General features: G+C 53.9%; 16 protein-coding genes. 2 read left to right on the top strand and 14 right to left on the bottom strand.

Annotated features, from left to right (window positions below):
* Positions 1 to 142: 142 nt before the first annotated feature.
* From D467_RS0100520 to D467_RS0100465, 12 genes are all read right to left on the bottom strand, one after another.
* Positions 143 to 1,240 (bottom strand): KpsE/RkpR family capsule polysaccharide export protein, encoded by a 1,098-nt coding sequence (locus D467_RS0100520; RefSeq protein WP_018915542.1) that lies wholly within the window; start codon positions 1,238 to 1,240, stop codon positions 143 to 145.
* A 3-nt stretch (positions 1,241 to 1,243) separates the two neighbouring features.
* Entirely contained in the window at positions 1,244 to 2,053 is an 810-nt protein-coding gene (locus D467_RS0100515; protein ID WP_018915541.1) for an ABC transporter permease, read from the bottom strand.
* Between the two features lie 143 nt (positions 2,054 to 2,196).
* Entirely contained in the window at positions 2,197 to 3,921 is a 1,725-nt protein-coding gene (locus D467_RS0100510) for a polysaccharide biosynthesis/export family protein (RefSeq protein ID WP_018915540.1), read from the bottom strand.
* Positions 3,921 to 4,331 carry an RT0821/Lpp0805 family surface protein gene (locus D467_RS0100505; RefSeq protein WP_018915539.1) on the bottom strand — a complete coding sequence of 137 codons (411 nt, stop codon included), beginning with the start codon at positions 4,329 to 4,331 and terminating at the stop codon, positions 3,921 to 3,923. The genes D467_RS0100510 and D467_RS0100505 overlap by 1 nt, the downstream gene beginning before the upstream one ends.
* Positions 4,332 to 4,742: 411 nt before the next feature.
* Entirely contained in the window at positions 4,743 to 5,774 is a 1,032-nt protein-coding gene (locus D467_RS0100500; protein ID WP_018915538.1) for a porin, read from the bottom strand.
* 303 nt (positions 5,775 to 6,077) lie between these two features.
* Positions 6,078 to 7,151: a porin gene (locus D467_RS0100495; protein ID WP_018915537.1), complete on the bottom strand. Its 1,074-nt coding sequence runs from the start codon at positions 7,149 to 7,151 to the stop codon at positions 6,078 to 6,080.
* 269 nt (positions 7,152 to 7,420) lie between these two features.
* Positions 7,421 to 8,272, bottom strand: coding sequence for a ProQ/FINO family protein (locus tag D467_RS0100490; protein ID WP_018915536.1), 852 nt, complete (start codon positions 8,270 to 8,272; stop codon positions 7,421 to 7,423).
* Between the two features lie 19 nt (positions 8,273 to 8,291).
* Positions 8,292 to 8,852 (bottom strand): dihydrofolate reductase, encoded by a 561-nt coding sequence (locus tag D467_RS0100485; protein ID WP_018915535.1) that lies wholly within the window; start codon positions 8,850 to 8,852, stop codon positions 8,292 to 8,294.
* Positions 8,849 to 9,676, bottom strand: a complete 828-nt coding sequence (locus D467_RS0100480) for a thymidylate synthase (protein WP_018915534.1) — start codon at positions 9,674 to 9,676, stop codon at positions 8,849 to 8,851. The genes D467_RS0100485 and D467_RS0100480 overlap by 4 nt, the downstream gene beginning before the upstream one ends.
* A 272-nt stretch (positions 9,677 to 9,948) precedes the next feature.
* Complete coding sequence (gene lgt / locus D467_RS0100475) at positions 9,949 to 10,737, bottom strand: prolipoprotein diacylglyceryl transferase (RefSeq protein WP_018915533.1); 789 nt, start codon at positions 10,735 to 10,737, stop codon at positions 9,949 to 9,951.
* A gap of 54 nt (positions 10,738 to 10,791) precedes the next feature.
* Positions 10,792 to 11,589 (bottom strand): sulfite exporter TauE/SafE family protein, encoded by a 798-nt coding sequence (locus D467_RS0100470; protein WP_018915532.1) that lies wholly within the window; start codon positions 11,587 to 11,589, stop codon positions 10,792 to 10,794.
* Positions 11,586 to 12,770, bottom strand: coding sequence for a response regulator (locus D467_RS0100465; protein WP_026285540.1), 1,185 nt, complete (start codon positions 12,768 to 12,770; stop codon positions 11,586 to 11,588). Before D467_RS0100465 ends, D467_RS0100470 begins: the two co-directional genes overlap by 4 nt.
* A 171-nt stretch (positions 12,771 to 12,941) precedes the next feature.
* Between D467_RS0100465 and D467_RS0100460 the strand changes: the two genes are divergently transcribed.
* Entirely contained in the window at positions 12,942 to 13,700 is a 759-nt protein-coding gene (locus D467_RS0100460; protein WP_018915531.1) for an NRDE family protein, read from the top strand.
* 17 nt (positions 13,701 to 13,717) lie between these two features.
* Here the strand turns inward: D467_RS0100460 and ptsP are convergent, their stop codons facing one another.
* Together ptsP and D467_RS0100450 are read right to left on the bottom strand one after the other, a co-directional pair.
* The gene (gene ptsP, locus D467_RS0100455; protein WP_018915530.1) at positions 13,718 to 15,979 is read right to left on the bottom strand and encodes a phosphoenolpyruvate--protein phosphotransferase; all 2,262 of its coding nucleotides are present in this window, start codon (positions 15,977 to 15,979) and stop codon (positions 13,718 to 13,720) included.
* An 86-nt stretch (positions 15,980 to 16,065) separates the two neighbouring features.
* Entirely contained in the window at positions 16,066 to 16,560 is a 495-nt protein-coding gene (locus D467_RS0100450; protein WP_018915529.1) for an RNA pyrophosphohydrolase, read from the bottom strand.
* Positions 16,561 to 16,771: 211 nt separating this feature from the next.
* On the opposite strand from D467_RS0100450, the gene D467_RS0100445 reads away from it, so the two are divergent.
* Complete coding sequence (locus D467_RS0100445; RefSeq protein WP_018915528.1) at positions 16,772 to 17,428, top strand: histidinol-phosphatase; 657 nt, start codon at positions 16,772 to 16,774, stop codon at positions 17,426 to 17,428.
* Positions 17,429 to 17,445 lie beyond the last annotated feature (17 nt).

Below are 17,445 nucleotides of genomic sequence, written 5' to 3'. Positions count from 1 at the left end.
AATTCTGATACGGCGTATAAGCCCCATATGTAGCGCGTGGTAACGTTTTGCGAGGGACGAGCAAAAAGGCACCCGCGAGTGGCGGCGGTTGGCCGCCCGGGCAATACCATCGAAATCAGGCATCCTGCACCACTCACCACTTTTAGTCTCGGTGATCTTTCACAATCATCAATATCATACTGAAGATAAAGGCCAGGAAGATAGTAATGATAGCAAAGACACTGCTGTTATAAAGCCGGTTGGGCTCTGTGGGGTACTCGGGGAACAGCGGGCTTTGCAGCACGCTTACCTGTTTGAGTTGACGGGCGGCTTCAAGGCGGGTGTTTTCGAGAGATGCCAGGGCGCTGGAGTAGGTTTCCTGGGCGAACTGGGCTTGCAGTTCCAGCGTTTGATATTCGGCGGAGACGCGGTTTAGGGCGCCGCCGGCGGCTTGGGCCAAGCGCTCACTCTGTTCGCTGATCTGATCACGCAGTGCGGTGATGTTGCGCTCTACTTGGCGCAGCTCAGCGGATTGCGAACTCTGGAAACTTGCGAGTGCATCCCGCTGGGCTTGCAGGCGGGCCAAGTCTCCTTCCAGCGTGGCCACTACCTGGTTCAAACTTTCCACAGTGGTAGTGGGTGAAACCAGGCCATACTCGTTCTGGAAATCCAGCAGCTCAGAGCGCGTCTCGCGAAAGCGCTCCTCCAGGCGGACCATCTGTTGTTCCAGAAAGCGTACTTGTTCATCTGCCAGGCGGTGGCCCATCTGGTTCATATGGTCTTCGCCAGCTTCCAACAGCATTTGAGCCATATCGTGGGCGAACTCGGGGGTATAGCCCTGCACCTCAACATTGAGTACGCCAGCATACTCATCCAGTTCGATATTAACCCGGCGTAGGTAGTATTTGTGCAGCTCTTCGATGGGTGCGTCAGCGTTCCATAGGGTAGCGAAAATATCACCATGTTCGCTGTAGTGCTCGCGAAAGCCGAGCGCGTCATCCAAGCTGCGGAGCATATCCACAGAAAGCAGGTGCTCACGCAGCAGCAGTAGGTCGTGGGTGTTGCCGCCACCACCGCTCCCCATTAGTGAAGAGAGGCTGAATTCCGGCGTGGCCACTTGAGGGCTATCCAGTACAACCGTCGCGCGAGATACATAGCGGTCTTCCGCCCAGATAAACCAGTAAAAGGATACTAGCAATATGGCAAGCAGCGCGATGGCCCAGTGAGGCGATTGGGTAACAAAACGACGAAGTGAGTGCATGAATTAGCTTGCCTTTAACCGATCAATAAAGCGCAGGTGCATGATAAGCCCCAGGGCGATGAGCGAGAGCGTAAATAGCCAGAAGTAAAGCATATCGGTGCCCGGCACCACATGGTAGTTTTCAAAGAACCCTAGGCGCAGAGTTTCCAATCCGTGAGGAATGGGGTTTAGCATCAAGTACTTAAGCAGCCAATGCGGGAGGCTATTAAGCGGTATAATTACTCCCGAAAGTATTAGCAGGGGAAGCGACAGCATCTTTATCACTCTGCCTACTTCGGGAACGAGCGCAGAAGCTACGGATGTAAAAAGCCCAAGTCCTAGGCCCAGACTCCAGAGTGAAAACCAGGCTGCCATGACGCGAATAGCGTTATCCGGGTACATATCCTGGCCGAGCATCATACCGCCAACTATAAAAATCAGAAAAACGAATGTGCGCAGCATGCCTTCTAAAAAGTTACGCGTAAGCACAGGGTCAACGGGCTGAACCTGACGGTAGGCAAACAATGCTTTGTTGCCTTCTATTGCGCCCATGCCGCGAATCATTCCTTCGCGCACCAGATAAAAACCCATCAATCCTGCGATGAGCCAGGGAATAAACTCGGCATTGACGACCAGCCGATCACCTCGGATAAAACTGCGAATGCCGACCATAATGCCTACCATGGCCACCGGCTCGAAGATCATCCAAAACCAGCCCATGCGATCAGCCATGGTGCGCGAAATAGCTTCGCGCATAAACATGGCGTACCACACGCTGCGGGTTACTTGCCAGGGCGAACGGGCGCCGCGGGGTGCCGTTGGGTTATCGGCCATTGGGTTTGTCCTACGTTTGTTACTTATGCAGGCTTGGGGCGGCTAGCGCCGCCCATTCGCGGGTGCCTCGCTGCGCTCGTTACCACGCGCTACGGGGCCTCGCATTTACCATTTACTATTAACTACTCACCATTCACCAACAATTACAGATCAACGGCTACACGGGTGGCAACGGCTACCTGATAGAGGATCTGCGTGAGCGTGGCGGCTAGCTGTAGGTTGTGGGTAGGTGCGGCGGGCATGACTATGATTTCATCGCCTGGGCGCAGGTTCACCCTGCGGGCGTTTTCTACCGCGCCGTTTTGGCGGACGATCAGGATGTGGTCGTCGTCTGCGCGGTTGGTGAAGCCACCGGCGCTTTCGATGTAGTCGATCACGTTCATGCCGGGGCGGTAAACGGCCGCCTGGGGCACCAACACTTCACCGCTGATCAGCATGGAATCGCTGATTTCAGGAATGGTGACAACATCGCCATCCTGCAGGCGGATATCGGAAATGCGCCCGTCGTAGGCAACGACCATGCGGCCGCTGGGCTCGAGCTCCCGGGCACGCTGTACAAAGTTCTGAATCAACTCCGCTTCTTGGGCACGCACCTGGGCTTCTTCGTTGGTGCTTGAAGAGGCACTTAGGTAGGTGGTTTCCAGGCGGCGCAGGCTGTCTTCCATGGATTGGCGCTGCTGTTCTTTTACGCTTTCACGCTGCAGTGAAATGCTTTCAACAGCGGTCATGTTTTCGGGCACCGCAATGGCATCCAGCAGTTCGCTCAAACGCGCATCGCGGGGTAGCGCATAGCGCGAGGGGCCGTAGTAGCTGCCCTCCACTTCGACCACGATGGTTTCGCTGCGCTTGTCGGCGCTGAACATTACTTCATCGCCGCTACGGATGGTTTGGCCGTAGAACATATCGATAGGAAAATATTGCGCAATGGGGCCGTTTTCGCGGCTGCCCCGCAACAACACATGAGAAACCCCGCTTTTTAATCGAGCCAGGTTAACAAGTTCGGCACCGCTTAACTGGTTGCCTAACAGCTCGTAGCGATGTTCACGATGGACATCGCCACCCACCGCAATGGCCGGGCCGCGCTCTTCGACCACAATGGTGTCACCATCCTGAAACTGCGGGCGGGCAATGGTGCCGTTTATCAGGAAGTCGTAGAGGTCGACCGTTGCCACGGTGCGATCATTACGCATGACGCGAATTTGACGGTAGCTACCCAGATCCTGGTCGATACCGCCCGCTTGGTCGAGAAAGTACAGCAGGGAGTCATTGGGGGTGCCAGCGTAACGACCGGGGCTATCCACATAGCCGGTTACAAATACGGCAACAGGCTGAACGCCCTGCAGGTTGGTGTAAACCTCTACGTTATCCGGGTACACCGAGGTAATCGCGCGGCGTACGCTGTTATCCACCTGCTGGCTGTTCTGGCCTTCAATGTTAAGCGGGCCTGAACCGGGTATGAAAATATTGCCCTGGGCGTCGACCGGCAGTACGCGGTCAAACTCAAATGCGCCCCAGGCGCGTACGGTTACCTGATCGCCCGGTTTTACCTGGTAATCAGAGTTCAGGCCGTCGCCCATCGCCCCACGGAACCCGCCAGTGAACAGATTGGCGCCAAACGGCGGCAATGCATCCGGGTTTTGCATGGGCGCTGAAACGGGGCCATAGGTGCCGCTACGCCAATCGGCTCTAGGGGTATCGTTGACTTGTTCCTGCTGAGCGCGGGCCTGATCTTCAGGAATAATGGTATTAGGCAGACTGATACTTTGTGCCAAGACCGTACTGCTTAGCGTACTGCCAAGCAATGCAAGCGACAGAATGGCTAAAGGATGCTTAGGTGAAAATCGCTTGAGTAGGCGTGAAACGTTCATTAATAGCGCCCTTGTAATAGATTATCCGTTTGGGTAACTGCCCGTTGGTTCACCCAGCCGTTCGGTGTTTCACATACCAGCGCTGAACGAGCACTGCTACCTGCTTCTACAACCCGCAGTTTTCGGCATTCACGACCGCTTGCCGCCAGGTACGATGCATCGGCGACGACTTCAACGTTACTCCCCCATGGGCTAGTCACCAGATTAATCACGGAACCGGCAGGTGACTGGGAGAGAAAGCTATTCAGGTTGTCATCGTTCAACAGCTTGCCAGGATCGTTATTCAGTACGTATTGCGCTTGCTGCTGAGTGCCGTTGGGGTAGGTAGCGCAACCGCTAATCACGGCAACGCTAAACGCGACCAGCAGCATACGAGCTGGCCGTGCCATCGATAAAGAGGTATTTGACATAGTGTTAATTCCAGAAAAAAGGCACGCTACCGCCCAGGGATTAGTACGGGCGCATTCCCTTGCCCTATCCATTTGCGGGATGAAAGCTGGCCAAACCCCTACTATAAAAAAGCCAGCCGCCATTGTAGGGGATTCGCGAGTGAGTCTCCATACCAATAAGTCGTCACGATTTTCTATTTACGGGAGCTTTCTAACGGACACGTGCCTGCATTTAGCAGGCAACGGAGCAGCTAATTTCTAAAAAGTACTTTTTTCGCCATGGCAGCGCAAAGACAGCATAAAAAGCCAAATACATCAGGCTAATTAAGCAATAGTGAACATAAAGCCCAATAAGACAGGTCACGTGCATATTAAATAAAAAAAACGCCTTACAGAAGGTAAGGCGCTTTTATAATAGACATTAGCGATTATTTAGAACAAATAACGTGCCCCGGTTAGCCAATATACGTTATCGGTCAGTTCACCCAAGCGAGTATCACGATTAACGCTAGGCGCATCGCCATCGGCAACTTCTACAAATACATCAAACGCTGAGGACACTTTATAGTAAGCGCCTGCGGCCCAGGCATTGCTATTATCCTGGCTGTCGCGCTCAACATTGTAATAGTCGGCAGTGAATGCCCAGGGCCCTGTCGAGTAAGTACCGCCTAGCCCTACGGTATCAAAGCCGCCGCCATAAACATCGCTTTCATCTTGCGTTTCATACCCCAGGCGCGCCGCGAATTGATCTGTGACTTGATAACTGCCGATCAGACCATAAAGCATTTCTCCATTGCCGCCGCCACGCACGACGTCTTCAACAGCCCCAAACCCAACGCTGAGCGGGCCTTGCTGATAGCGCACACCACCTTGAGCGGCAACTACACTGCCCTCTCCGCTTTGCTCTTCAGCCGCGAGCCCACGCTCACTGTAATGCTTGAGCTGCACAAAGGTAGTAAAACCATTGAGCTCTGGCGTGTAGTAACCGATAGAGTCACCGCGCGACTGGATGCCCGATGACTTGAACAGCAGCCCACGGTCCAGGTAGACGTCAAACGGCAAGGAAACGAACTGAGCATAAAAGCTATCGAAGCTACCCGCCTGGAATGTTCCGTATTGCTGACTGGCAAGACCTATATAACTTTGACGAAGCTCGTTAAAGCCTTGATCTGTACGACGCTCATCTCCAGAAAAGCGCCATTCCAACCGACCAAATGCGGTTAGGTCAGAGGTCACTTCTTGGCTCATACGAAAGCCCAAGCGTGAATACACATCTACGAACTCAACACCGTCATCTACCTTATTGCCATCACCATCAAAATCGGCGCCACCCCCAGCAATACCCATGGAGATACGCCCATAGATATCCAGCTTTGTACCATCCTGATCATATACGGTGGTTGCCTGCGCGGCGCCTGCCCATAAAGCGGTTGTAACGGCAGTCGCAAGTAACGTTTTTTTCATCTTGATCCCTTAAGTACTTTAATAACGTAGCAACTGGGAAGCGCTACGCTTTTTAGTCTGCTTAAATCACCCGGTAAAGGAAACCGGCTAAGCAGCGTAAGCGCTAACAATGTTATAAGATAACAATATCAATGAAAAGCAAAACGTCATCAAGATGACATATTTACGATCAAACACATTTCATTAAGCGCTATTTCACTGGGTGGGGTAATAAAGAAGTATAAAAAAACCGGCCTCAAAAGAGGCCGGTTCTATTAGGTCTGCTAGGCAGGTTACCTTTAAAGCGTGGCAGTTAAGCCAGGCTTAGAAGTGGTAACGAGCGCCTGTCAGCCAGTATACGTCTTCAGTCAGATCTGGGATTACGTCGCCCAGATTGGTGTCTCTGTTGATGCGGTTAGAAGCATCAGCATCGGCAACTTCCAGGAATACGTCAAACGCGCTGGAAACTTTGTAGTAGCTACCCAGAGCCCAGGACTTGCTGGTTTCTGCACCGTCACGCTCTACGTTGTAGAAATCGCCGGTGAATGCCCAAGGACCAGTGGTGAACGTACCACCCAGGCCAACTTTGTCGTAACCGTTTTCGTCGCTAGCAGTACGCAGATCGTAGCCGCTGTTGTTGTCACGAGTTTCGTAACCCAGACGAGCAGAGAACTGGTCGGTGAACGCGTACTGACCGATCAGGCCGTACATCATTTCGCCGTTACCGCCGCCACGCTGTACGTCTTCAACAAAACCCAGACCTACAGTAACCGGGCCTTGTGCGTAACGAACACCACCTTGCGGTGCAACTACAGAACCTTCGTCAGTAGTAGTTACGCCTTCAACACGACCGCGCTCGCTGTAGTGTTTCAGCTGCAGGAACGCAGTGAAACCTTCTAGGTCAGGCGTGTAGTAACCGATAGAGTCGCCACGCGACTGTTTCGGGTGACCAGCAAATTCAAGGCCTTGATCGATGTAAACGTCGAACGGCAGAGAAACGAACTGGTTGTAGAAGCTGTCGAAGTTACCAGCTTGGAAAGTACCGAACTGGTCGCTTTGCAGGCCGAGGTAGCTCTGACGCGTTTCACGGAATGCTTCGCCGTTACGACGCTCGTCAGCACGGAAGCGCCACTCAAGACGACCGAAAGCAGTCAGGTCGCGAGTAACTTCGTGGCTCATGCGCAGACCAAGACGCGAGTAAACGTCTACGAACTCAACGCCGTCATCGATTTCTTGACCAGCATCGTTAAACTCGGGGCCGCCACCGGCGATACCCATGGCGATACGGCCATAGACGTCAAGCTTGGTGCCTTCCTGGTCATATACAGTGGCTGCTTGGGCGGCAGCAGAAGCGCCCAGGGCACCAATGATAGCAGTCGCTAAAAGTGTCTTTTTCATGATGTAGGTTCCTTTACTAGCTTACTGTTTCGATCGTAGCTGCCGGGCTTTTTTAAAGAGCCTTCAGCAGTTGGCCTGTGGGCTATGCTCGTTTTTCGCATCCGTTGGTTTTTCCCAGCGGTATGTGGCACATCCTCAATCAAACCTTGTTATAGTCCAATGCTCGCAGGTCAAACTCTATACCGGGATTCCAGGGAACGCAATAGAAAAAAACAGTGTTCTCTTACGATTTATGCTTTTTTATGGAACCCATGGGATGCATGCGGGTCTCAGCGCACTTCAAATTTTTGCTGCAAGCCCTTCAACTTGTCTTCCAAGCTAAGTGGCTTTTGTGGCTCAGTTTTTTTAGCTTCTGAATGCGCAACATTGCTAGATTTATTTTGCTTAGGCGCATCAACCTTTTGTTCTGTTTCATTTTTCAGATCTTTTTTGGCTACCTCTTGCGCGCCCTTTGACTGACCCTTTGCTTGCTTTTCGTTACGCTTGTCGTTGGCATGCAAAGAGGCTTCTTTATCGACCTTCCCTGCTGGCTGACCGTCTAAATCAATACGATCCACTCCTTCACGCACTGATTTCAGATATCGCGGCAAGTTAACGTAGTTTGCCAATGTGCGACGAATCAGCTTTCCAGACCACGGTTCTCGGGCGGCAAGATCTTGATGAATACCTATTTTTAAAGGTTTGGTGTGCCCTTTAAAGAAAGCCTGCGGGTAACGTTGGTACCACTCTTTCAAAAGACTGTGGGGTGAGGGTTGTTCAACAACAGGTGCTTGAGATGCCGCTTCTTGCTCCTGCACATCCTGTGTTTGCTTATCAAGCGCTGGCTTAGAGCTCATGGGCTCAGAACTTATAGGCTCAGAACTCATGGGCTCAGAACTTAGAGACTCAGAAACATCCTGCTGCGCTGCGCTTGGCTCAGACGCTGCAGGCCCAGATTCAGGCGCACGCGCTTCTTGTGCAGGTACGCCAGGCTCTTCAAGCGTTTTTTGGAGCGTTACGGCTTGCTCTACTAACTGCTGTTTTAGCTGCGCGTTTTCATTACGCAGGTTTTGTAATTCGGCCTGAGCCTGCTCAAGGCGCGACTCTAAGCTGTCTAGTAGATGCATTACACTGGCGGTCATACCCTCTCCTTTGACCTTTTCAGTCAGCGTTGCGCTCATAAACCACAAAATCGTACGGTGGCTTGCCTTCGGAGGGCGTTCCAGCGACACGCTGTACTTCCCGCCACTCATCTGCTTTCAATTCAGGAAATTCAGCGTCGCCGCTCACTTCGATATCGACTTCGGTAATATAAAGCCGCTGTGCGTACGGTAATGCCTGACGATAAATCTCCCCTCCGCCCATTACCATTATTTCTTCAGCAGCATCTATGGTGGCCTGCTGGTCGGCCAATGCTAGTGCAGCGGATAAGTCATGACAGACCCGTACACCGTCAGGCGCAAAGTTTTTATTACGCGTTATTACTATATTAAGCCGGTTAGGCAAGGGCTTGCCAATGGAAGTGTAGGTTTTACGTCCCATTACCAGCGGTTTTGCCTGGGTCATGCGCTTGAAGAACTTAAGGTCTTCAGGCAAGTGCCAGGGCAGATTGCCCTCTACACCGATCACACGGTTCTTTGACATTGCCACAATCATGGCAACGGGCACCAGAGGGTCGATCTCGCTGTTATAAGAACTGTTAGGACTGTTACAAGAACTCATACCGCTACCTTGGCTTTTATATGGGGGTGAGCGTCATACGCTTCGATCTGAATATCATCAAAGCTGAAACCGAACAGATCCGTTACCTGGGGGTTAAGCACCAGCTTGGGTGCTGCTTTCGGTTCACGTGTCAGCTGCTCTTTCGCTTGGTCAAAGTGATTACTATAAAGGTGTGCATCACCCAGTGTATGAATAAACTCGCCCGGCTCAAGCCCGGTTACCTGCGCGACCATGCTTAATAACAGTGCATAGCTTGCGATGTTAAACGGCACACCGAGAAAAATATCGGCGCTGCGCTGATAAAGCTGGCAAGACAGTCGGCCGTTCGCCACATAAAACTGGAACAAGCAGTGGCAAGGCGGCAGCTGCATTTCATCGACCTGAGCGGGGTTCCAGGCGGAAACGATCAGACGGCGCGATTGAGGCGTCGTGCGGATCTGCTCCAGCACTTTAGCAATCTGATCGACACTTCCCCCTTTGGGGTCTGGCCAGCTGCGCCATTGGTAGCCGTATACGGGCCCCAGGTTGCCGTTATCATCGGCCCACTCGTCCCAGATGCGCACACCGTTTTCCTGGAGGTAGGCAATATTGGTGTCGCCTTTCAAGAACCACAGAAGCTCATGAATGATAGAGCGCAAATGCAGCTTTTTGGTCGTTAACAGTGGAAATCCACGTGATAAGTCAAAACGCATTTGATGCCCAAACACCGAACGGGTACCCACACCGGTGCGGTCGTTGCGGTCCACGCCGTGCTCCAATACGGTGCGCATTAGATCCAAATACGGCTGTTCAAGCGCAGGCTGGACGCTGGTGTTCATGGTCATATTTGACGTAGGCGTTGTAACGGTCACAAGGTTTCCAAAAATTGCAGGCGATATAGGGAGGTATTCTAGGCTGCATGCCTGCGAGGGTCTAGCGCGGGGAAGTAATGGCGGGTGGTGGCGAGTGATAACGAATCGCAAGGGGCGAACGTATGAGACTCCCGTACTGTTTGGATTTCGGCGGCCATTCGCGGGTGCGCTGACGCTTACACCGCGCTACGAAACTATTCAACCAGGTGGTTGCACAGCCCGTAGCGCGTTAATGAATTAACTTCTTAAACTTTGGCATCTACCGGCTGTGAACGCGACCACGCCATAAGCACTAAGCCTAACGCGATCATGGGCAAGGTTAGCAGCATGCCCATGGTGACCCAGCCAAACGCGATAAAGCCGATGTGCGCATCCGGCAGGCGGACAAATTCAACCAGGAAGCGGAACGCACCGTAGCCGAGCAAAAACAGCCCGGAAATAAAGCCTCGCGCGCGGGGTTTTGCAGATACCCACCATAAGATCACAAACAGCACGAGGCCTTCGAGCAGCCCTTCATAAAGCGCTGACGGATGGCGCGGTTCTGGCCCCATGCCGGGAAAAGGCATGGCCCAGGGCAGCGAAGAGACTCGCCCCGGCAATTCGTGATTGATAAAGTTGCCAATGCGGCCAGCGCCCAAGCCAATCGGCACCAGCGGTGCGATAAAGTCGGTAAGCGCAAAGAAGGCAAGCTGCTTGCGGCGCGCAAACCACCAGGCGGCCAAGAGCACCCCTAATAGGCCGCCGTGGAAGCTCATACCGCCATCCCACACTTTGAAAATCCATAGCGGATCGGCGGACCACTGCCCTAACCCATAAAAAAGCGCATATCCTAACCGCCCGCCGGCTACAACGCCGATAGCGCAATAGAACAATAGATCGCTAATATCATCCTTGGTGAGCCCAATGCGGTCAGCACGCCTGCAACCTAACCACCAGGCGGCGACAAACCCCACCACATACATCAAGCCGTACCAATGCACTTGCAGTGGCCCAAGGGAGAACACCACGGGGTCAATTGCTGGGTAGTTAATCATCGAAATACTCTAATCACTCAGGAAGAAAAAAATGCAGCGCGACTATGGCGCCCATTAGGCTAATACAAAGCGTAGGCCGACCACTGTTAACAGCAGCGCAAAGCCCAGCCTTAATACGCGGGCAGATAAGACGTGAGCAAGGCGAACGCCAATGCGTGCGAACGGTACGCTGGTTAACACAATGCCAAAAAAGGCTGGCCACATAACAAACCCGGTGGCCCAGGCAGGTAAGAGCGGGTTGCCCCACCCCATGATAATAAAAGTGATCGCCCCAACCACGGCAATCGGCAATCCGCAGGCGGCAGAGGTGCCCACGGCCTGGGTCATCGTCGCACCACACCGGGATAGCCACGGCACCGTCATGGCGCCGCCGCCAATACCAAATAATGCTGAAATAGCCCCCACCACTGCACCGGCCACCGACATAGCGATTTTGCCCGGCGCAACGAACCCTGGCTTGGGAGATAAGCCAAACACCATTTTGGCGGCCAAGAGCAAAACGAAGATTCCAAACAGCATGCCCAAGACGGTGCCGGAGAGATTACCAGCGATAAACACGCCGCCAATCGCGCCCATCATAAGGCCTGGTAATAATGCCAAAAACCAGGCGCGATGAACGCTGCCTTTGCGATAGTGCCCAAGTGCTGAGGACGCCCCGGTCACTACAATGGTAGCAAGCGATGTACCTACCGCCAGGTGCATGGTGATCTCTGAAGAAATATTCTGCAGGCCAAACGCAAACATCAGTACGGGGACGATAATAATCCCACCACCGACGCCGAATAACCCTGCCATGGTGCCCGCCGCCGCGCCCAGCCCCAGGTAGCCTAACAGCATTGCCAGTGCGCTCATTGGTTAGGCGCCTTAATGGGCGCGCCGGGCAGCCATTTTGAAATCATTCCGAGTAACTTTTCAGGTTGGTACGGCTTGGTAAGCAAGTCATCCATGCCCACTTCTTCGCACTCAGCAATCCCGGCATTGTCTGCATTAGCCGTTAGGGCAACGAGGATGCTGCGATGCTTGCCGTTTTTCTGCTCATAGGCACGCCAGCGACGGGTGGTTTCCAGGCCGTCCAGAGTGGGCATAAAAATATCCATAAAGACTAAATCAAATGACGTGGTTTGTTGGCGTTCGAGCGCTTGTTCTCCACTGCTTACCCCTTCAACGTTCAACCCGTGCGCTTCCAGCATCTGTCGCGCCAGCATAAGGTTAACGGGGCCATCATCAACAACCAGCACGCGCAACGCACGACTTTTCTGTGCTGCCACAGCGGGGGCGGGGTCTTCATCATTAACACTTTGGTACACCAGGTTGATGAGCAACGCGCGCACATCAGCCAGGCGCTCACGTATATCCAAAATTTGCTGACGGCATGCCTGACACTCGTCATTTTCCAGGATATGGCCTAGATGGTCGCTGAGGTCATGCGTCTCACGCTGAAGCAAGGCTAAATAGCCTGACTTTAAACGTGACTCCTCTCTGGCACGGTCGCGCCCTGCCATAAGGTGTTTAAGCTGCTGTTGCTGATGGTGTAGATCATCCAGGAGTGCCTGCTCATGATCTTCTTTAACATGCTCGGCGGGGCTATTGAGCCGCTGGGCGCCACTAATCGTGCGTACAAGGCCTGAAAGCATTTCGTTGACCCGCGCCAAGCGCTTCAATGGCCGCACGTAGCTTGTCTCGATGGCGGGAGTGGTGAGTGCGTTATCCGGCAGTATCGACGCGCTTGCAAGACGCAGCGCTTCGCTATGGCGCTCAAGGCCCTGTAACTCCTGCATGAAGTGCATATCCTTCTGCTTGGCACGGGCTTTCACCAGCATCAGAAACGCGCCCACGTTCATAGAGCTGCCCAGCAACAGCGCAAGCGCCAGCCACAAGGTGGTACTCCAGGAGGCTTCGCTTGGCGACATCCACCAAACGGCGAGACCTACCAAAAGGCACAACACGATCAACGTGGCCTGGATAAGTAGCATTGGCCAGAGAATGGGCCAGATGATGGCATTCCAGAAATGCTCTTCGCGATTGCGTTGCATGCGTTCGCGCCTTCCCAATTGGCTTAAGTCAATTCACACCGATGAGGTGATGAGCGTTACATTACATGCGCAAGTGTACGACTATCTCAAGTGTACGACCATGCCCTTTAGCTGTCATGCTGCGCTTGTAGATGGAGATAATGACCCATGTTGGCAGTTTGAGGACACGATATGTGCTTAATGGCTTTCGCCTGGCACCCTGGCACAGCGCTCCCCTTGCGCTTGGCGGGGAATCGCGATGAGCGCCATGCCCGACCCACCGCAGCGTTACATCACTGGGTAGATAACCCATCCATTCTAGGCGGGCGTGACCTTGAAGCGGGCGGTTCGTGGCTTGCTGGCATAAAGGGTGGCCGCGTGGCCGCGCTGACCAATGTTCGCGATATGGCGCTAATCACCCCCACCGAGGCGCCCAGCCGAGGTGAGCTCGTTGCCAACGCACTTCAATGCGATGATATTGACCAGTGGCTGACAGACCTTGCCCAACACAAGGCTGATCGTTATGCCGGGTTTAATTTACTGGTCGCCACACCCCACCGCCTTTGGCACCTTCACCGCGGCCGGAATAGGGTTACGCTTAGCGATGTGCCTCCTGGCGTGCACGGCCTTTCCAACGCGGACTTAAACTCCCCCTGGCCCAAGCTTCGAAACGTACGCGAAGCACTCGAGCAAAGCTCACTAGATAGCTGGCGTTGCGGCGTGGGCCATGCGCTGCATAATCCCCAGCAAGCGCCAGACGCCCTGCTACCTGATACAGGCATTGAGCTGGCACTTGAGCGCCAGCTCTCAGCTGCGTTTATTATCGGTGAGACCTATGGCACGCGGGCAACGACCTGGTTAACGCTCGATCACCAGGGAGATATCGTCATCACGGAGCAACGCTTTGGCCCGCAGGGTCGGTTTGAAGGCGAAACGACCCTTGGCGTATAGATGCTTAATCCTGTTGCTTAATCCCTTGGGGGGAGCAAGTGAGAAAGCTGCCACTCGTCCATACGCTTGTTGATATGCTCATGTACCTGCGCGGGGGTGTCCAGGGCCATGATTTCAGCTAACAGCGCCTTGGCATCGTGAAGCGTTACCCGACGAATGGCGGCACGCACCTTGGGCAAGCTTGGTGCATTCATTGAAAGCCCGGTAAAGCCCATCGCCATGAGCAGCAAAGCACCGGCAGGATCACCCGCCAGCTCACCGCACAGGGAAATAGGCTTATTAAGGCGCTTTGCATCCTGCGAAAGCTCCTGCAAAGCGCCTAACAGCGCCGGGTGTAAGGCGTCGTAAAGGCTGGATACCCTGGGGTTATTGCGGTCAACCGCGAGCAAGTACTGGGTCAGATCGTTACTGCCCACAGAGAAAAAGTCGACCCGCTTGGCCAATGCGTCCATCTGATAGATGGTCGCCGGAACCTCGATCATCACGCCTACTTTGGGGCGCTTGATGGTAATGCCCTCTTCCCCCAGCTCTAGAATCGCACGGTCCAGCAACCTTAGGGCCTCGTCGACTTCCTCGACATTGGTAATCATCGGGAAAAGCACGTAGAGGTTATTAAGCCCGTGGGAGGCTTTCAACATGGCACGCAGCTGCACCATAAGCACTTCGGGGTGATCCAGCGTTACCCGCATACCGCGCCAGCCAAGGAAGGGGTTAGCTTCTTCAATGGGGAAGTACGGCAGGTCTTTATCGCCGCCAATATCCAGCGTGCGCATTACAACTGGCAACGGCGCAAAGCCTTCCAGCTGCTCGCGATACATACGCATCTGCTCTTTCTCACCGGGAAAGCGCTCGGTGATCATAAACGGCACTTCGGTACGATAGAGCCCTACGCCCGCAATCCGGTTTTTAAGTAGCGCGGCAGCATCGACGGCCAAGCCGGTGTTGACCAGCAGCGGCATCTCATAGCCGTCCTGGGTAACGCTCGGCAAATCCTGCTCGTGCTCTAAAAGCTCGCTGAGCGCCTGTTCTTCTGCGATCAGGCTTTCATAGCGTGCTTTAAGATCGGCAGCCGGGCGTACAAATAGCCGACCACGATGGCCATCCAGAACGACCGGGGCGCCATTGAGGCGCGGCAAAGGTAAATCTACCATGCCCAGCACCGTGGGGATCCCCATCGCGCGGGCCACAATGGCAACGTGAGACGTGCTGGAACCACGCACGGACACCAACCCTTTCAGTTTATCGCGGGGCACCTCGCCCAGCATGGCAACGCTAATTTCGTCACCCACTAAAATGGCGTTATCCGGATAGGTTTCCGGTGTTGAGGGAGTACCTTCCTGCAAGTGGGCCAATACACGACGACCGAGGTCGCGGATATCGGCAGCTCGCTCGCGCAGATAGTCATCATCTACCCGCTCAAGATATTGAACGTGACGCCTTACGACGTCTGCCAGTGCTCCAGGTGCCCACTGGCCTTCGCGAATGCGCTTTTCAACTTCTTCGGAAAGTGCCGCTTCGCCCAGCATCTGCTGATAGACATCGAAAAGCGCCAGTTCCTGGGAGGAAATACGGCTTGCCAAACGCTCACCCGCCGAGCGAATTTCCTCTCGGGTTTTTGCGATAGCCTCTTTTAGCCGGGCAATCTCGTACGCTTGATCGTTGGGTATCAGGTCGGGCACGCTATTAAGGTCAGCGGGCGGTGCAATAACCACGGCTTCGCCCATGGCAACACCAGGTGAGGCCGCCACCCCTTTAAACATCGCCTGCCCACCGGGCAATGCAGGGCACGCTAGATTACCCGTTGCCAGCGCATGGGCCAGCACGCCTGCCAACTGGGCCGCCATGGTGACCAGAAAAGCTTCGTCTTCATCGTCGTAGCGGCGCTTTTCAGCTTGCTGAACGACGAGTACGCCCAGCATATGGCGCTGATGAATGATCGGCACGCCTAGAAAGCTTGAATAGCGCTCCTCGCCGGTGGCTTCGAAATAGCGAAAAAGCGGATGCGTCCGAGCGTCCTCAAGGTTTAAAGGCTCGCTACGCTTGGCGACCATGCCGACCAGCCCTTCCCCTAGCGGTAGCACGACACGGCCTACGGCCTGGGTACGTAGCCCGATTGTTTCCATCAGAACGAGTGAGTCAAGCTCCTTATCATAAAGATAAAACGAGCATACGTCGGTCTGCATGGCCTTTCGGATACGGCGTACCATCGTCGACAGCGCGGCGTCTAGGGTGCGTGCGCCGTTAACTTCCTGAATAACACGACGCAGTACCTCAAGCATGGACGTTTTACTTTTCACTATTGTTTGCCTCGCTGAGGATCTTTTCGACAGACTTTCACGGTTCATCCAAAACCGTGGAGCACGCGTTATCCTTCGTCATTTTGTGCCAAACGCTGAACCCGGGGAGAAAGCTCCCTTAGCGCGCGTCGATACACCTCTCGTTTGAACGGTACCACTTGCCCGAGCGGGTACCAATAGCTCACCCATCGCCACCCATCAAACTCCGGCTTGGGCGTGGCCGTCATACAAATTTGATTTTCCTGGCAGCGAATCTTCAGCAAGTACCACTTTTGTTTCTGGCCAATACACACTGGCCGCGAATGTGTGCGAATCATGCGTCGTGGCAGACGGTAGCGTAGCCAACCCCGGGTGCAGGCAACAATATCAACGTCGTCGGCGGTCAGGCCGATCTCCTCAAAAAGCTCACGAAAAAGGGCTTGTTGTGGTGTCTCGCTTGCTTTAATGCCCCCCTGGGGAAATTGCCACGCATTCTGTCCTACACGACGCGCCCAAAGCAGTTGCCCCTGGCTGTTGGTAATAATGATGCCAACATTGGGACGAAAGCCGTCAGCGTCGATCACGGACGTCACCTTATTAAATTTTCAGTTATCCTCATTTTTCCACAAGGGCGACAAGCGTATCAATACAATATAACGCTAAGTCGTTAATGCTTGCCCACTTTGGTGGGAAAGGGCTAACGACTCTGCGATAATCCGCCCCTTTGTTTTACCGCTAATACGTATAAAAACGCATACCTATAAATCAACGACTATCGACTATAAGGGGAGCGCCGTGAGTCTGGCCATTTTCGACCTGGATAATACGCTGATATCCACCGACAGCGATCATGCCTGGGGTGAGTTCCTGCTTGAGCAAGGCGCGGTGGACCCGGTTGCCTATCGTGAAGCCAATGAACGGTTTATGGCCGACTACAATGCCGGCACGCTGGATATGGCGGCGTTTCTGGAAATGGCGCTGAAGCCTCTGGCCGACAATACCCCTGAACAGCTAACCGCCTGGCACCAGCAGTTCATGGTCAGTAAGATTGAGCCACATATTTTACCCAAAGCCGAAGAGCTGCTGGCTCGCCACCGCACTAAAGGCGATACGCTTTTGATCATCACCGCGACCAACCGCTTTATTACCGCGCCGATTGCCGAGCGTTTAGGCGTTGATTATTTGATAGCGGTCAATCCGGAAGTCGAAAACGGCCGTTATACCGGTCGCGTCTCCGGCGTTCCCAGCTACCGGGAAGGTAAGATTACCCGGCTGCATGAATGGCTAGAAGATAAGGACTTTACGCTTGACGGCGCGTGGTTCTATAGCGACTCGCACAATGATCTTCCCCTGCTTGAAGAAGTTGACCATCCTGTGGCCGTTGACCCGGACGCAACCCTTCGTCGCGTTGCTGAAGAGCGCCAATGGCGAATTATGAGCCTGCGGGATTAGTGCTTTAATACTGAGCA

Origin of the sequence: Vreelandella zhanjiangensis DSM 21076 (genome assembly GCF_000377665.1) — a bacterium.
In the GTDB taxonomy this organism is placed as follows: Bacteria; Pseudomonadota; Gammaproteobacteria; order Pseudomonadales; family Halomonadaceae; genus Vreelandella; species Vreelandella zhanjiangensis.
The sequence above is the reverse complement of the archived record's forward strand: the minus strand, read 5'-3'. Positions and strand labels throughout refer to the sequence as shown.